Annotated in this window: 3 protein-coding genes; 2 read left to right on the forward strand and 1 reads right to left on the reverse strand. The window is 69.1% G+C overall.

Going from position 1 to position 2,671, the window contains the following annotated elements:
• On the forward strand, positions 1 to 1,050 hold a 1,050-nt coding region (locus tag ACLFOB_RS14855; protein WP_410926597.1), incomplete at its 5' end, for a Glu/Leu/Phe/Val family dehydrogenase.
• 41 nt (positions 1,051 to 1,091) lie between these two features.
• Here the strand turns inward: ACLFOB_RS14855 and ACLFOB_RS14860 are convergent.
• Positions 1,092 to 1,568 (reverse strand): hypothetical protein, encoded by a 477-nt coding sequence (locus ACLFOB_RS14860; protein ID WP_410916580.1) that lies wholly within the window; start codon positions 1,566 to 1,568, stop codon positions 1,092 to 1,094.
• A 214-nt stretch (positions 1,569 to 1,782) separates the two neighbouring features.
• On the opposite strand from ACLFOB_RS14860, the gene ACLFOB_RS14865 reads away from it, so the two are divergent.
• Positions 1,783 to 2,671: FAD-dependent oxidoreductase (locus tag ACLFOB_RS14865; protein ID WP_410926598.1), on the forward strand; the 889-nt coding region annotated here is incomplete at its 3' end.

Raw genomic sequence — 2,671 nt, forward strand, 5'->3', positions numbered from 1 at the left:
CGCTTCGCCTACGAACTGATCAAGCGCGACCTGATCAATCCCGCGCAGAACGTGCCCGCCCCAGACATGGGCACCTCGGAGCGCGAGATGGCCTGGATCGCGGATCAGTACAACCGTATGCACACCACGGACATCAACGCGCGCGCCTGCGTCACCGGCAAGCCGCTCAACGGCGGCGGCATCGCGGGCCGGGTCGAGGCCACGGGCCGCGGCGTGCAATACGCCCTGCGCGAGTTCTTCCGCCACCCCGAGGACGTGGCCGCGGCGGGCCTCGAGGGCGGGCTCGAGGGCAAGCGCGTGATCGTGCAGGGGCTGGGCAACGTCGGATTTCACGCGGCGAGTTTCCTGTGCGGGGAGGACGGCGTGAAGCTGACGGGGATCATCGAGCGCGACGGCGCGCTCTTCAATCCCGAGGGCATCGACTGTCACGCCGTGCGCGACTGGATCGTGAAGCACGGCGGCGTGGCGGGCTTCCCCGACGCCACGCATACGGCCGCGGGCGATGCCGTTCTGGAAGAGGACTGCGACATCCTGATCCCCGCCGCGCTAGAGGGGGTGATCCACCGCGGCAATGCCGAGCGGATCAGGGCGCCGCTGATCATCGAGGCGGCGAACGGACCCGTCACTGCCGCCGCCGACGAGATCCTGCGCCGAAGGGGGACCGTGATCATCCCCGACATGTATGCAAACGCGGGCGGCGTGACGGTCAGCTATTTCGAATGGGTCAAGAACCTCAGCCACATCCGTTTCGGCCGGATGCAGCGCCGCCAGGAAGAAACGCGGCACGAGTTGATCCTGCGCGAGCTTGAGCGGCTGGACCACATGCTGGGCGACGCCTGGAGCCTCTCGCCGGATTTCAAGAAGCGTTACCTGCCCGGCGCCGACGAGTTGGAACTGGTGCGCTCGGGTCTCGACGACACGATGCGCACCGCCTACCAGGCGATGCGCGAGGTCTGGCACGCGCGCGAGGACGTCGCAGACCTGCGCACCGCGGCCTACCTCGTGTCGATCGAGCGCGTGGCGGCGAGCTACGAGGCCAAGGGGCTCTGACCGGCATGCTCATCGGCCCTGCCGGGCCTCTTCGCCGGGTCTCACACGCCCAGCGCCTCGCGGAAGGCGGCGATTTCCTGCTCGCCGCCCTTCGCCTCGACGGTCTTGCGCGTCAGGTGCAGCCGCGGCGCATCCTCGACCCCGGCAAGGCGTCCGAGTTCCGTGAAGGCCGGGCCGGGGTGGTTGCTGGCATCGCTTGTCAGGATCAGCCCCAGCCGGTCAGGGAGCGCGGGCCCCTGCGACAGCCAGTTGCGCAGCGGCAGCGCGGCACGCCCGATCCAGACCGGCGCGGCCAGCCCCGCCCAGTCCGCGCCCGCGGCGGCATCGGGGGGCGGCGCATCCGGCGTGCCGCCCAGTCCGGTCATCGTCCGAAAGCCCCAGACGGCGTAGCCCAGCGCGCCCGGCCCCGGACCACCGGCCTCGATCCGCCGCACCGTCGCGCCGGTCTGCTCGGCCAGCCGTTCGCAGAGTGCAAGCGTGGTGCCGCCGAGGGAATAGCACAGAATCATGCCGGGCATGGTCGTGTCCTCCTGTCATCGCTCGATCATCAGCATGGCGCGCAGGCCGCACCCTCGCCTTGACGCGGCGCAAACGCGTGCCGGCTCGGCTCCGTTCCGGCGGCGGCTGTCGCGGGGTGTTCCGTGACCGTCGAAAAGCATCTGTCGGACGCGGGCCGCCATTGCCAAGCCGGCGCAAGGGTGGTTCAGTCGCGCGCGGCAACGGGAGAGGGACATGCGGTTTTCGGGTTTCCGCCTGCTCCGCGAGGGGCTGACCGGCAACAAGGGCTGGACCCCGCACTGGCGCGATCCGGAGCCGAAATCCGATTACGACGTGGTGATCGTGGGCGGCGGCGGTCACGGGCTCGCCACGGCCTTCTACCTTGCGCGGGAACACGGGATCACCGACGTCGCGGTGCTGGAAAAGGGCTACATCGGCGGCGGCAACGTGGGCCGCAACACCACGATCGTGCGCGCCAACTACTTCCTGCCGGGCAATTCGGAGTTCTACTCGCATTCCCTGAAGCTGTGGGAGGGGATGGAGGAAGACCTCAACTACAACGTGATGCACTCGCAGCGCGGGCTGATCAATCTTTTCCATTCGGACGGGCAGCGCGACGCCTTCGCCCGCCGCGGCAACGCGATGATCAACCAGGGCGACGACGCGATCCTGCTCGACCGCGAGGGGGTACGCAAGCTGCTGCCCTATCTCGATTTCGAGAACACGCGCTTTCCCATCTACGGCGGGCTCTACCATCCGCGCGGCGGCACGGCGCGCCACGACGCGGTGGCCTGGGGCTATGCGCGCGGCGCCGACGCGCGCGGCGTGGACCTGATCCAGAACTGCGAGGTCACGGGCATCGACATGGAGGGCGGGCGCGTCACCGGCGTGCAGACCACCCGCGGCGCGATCCGTGCCAAGAAGGTGGCGATCGTCGTGGCCGGCCGCTCGTCCCAGGTGGCGGCGATGGCGGGGCTGCGCCTGCCGATCGAGAGCCATGTTCTTCAGGCCTTCGTGACCGAGGGACTGAAGCCCGTGATCGACCATGTCGTGAGTTTCGGCATGGGACATTTCTACATCAGCCAGTCCGACAAGGGCGGGCTGGTCTTCGGCGGCGACCTGG

Source organism: Rhodosalinus sp. (genome assembly GCF_046542825.1).
Taxonomy (GTDB): Bacteria; Pseudomonadota; Alphaproteobacteria; order Rhodobacterales; family Rhodobacteraceae; genus Rhodosalinus.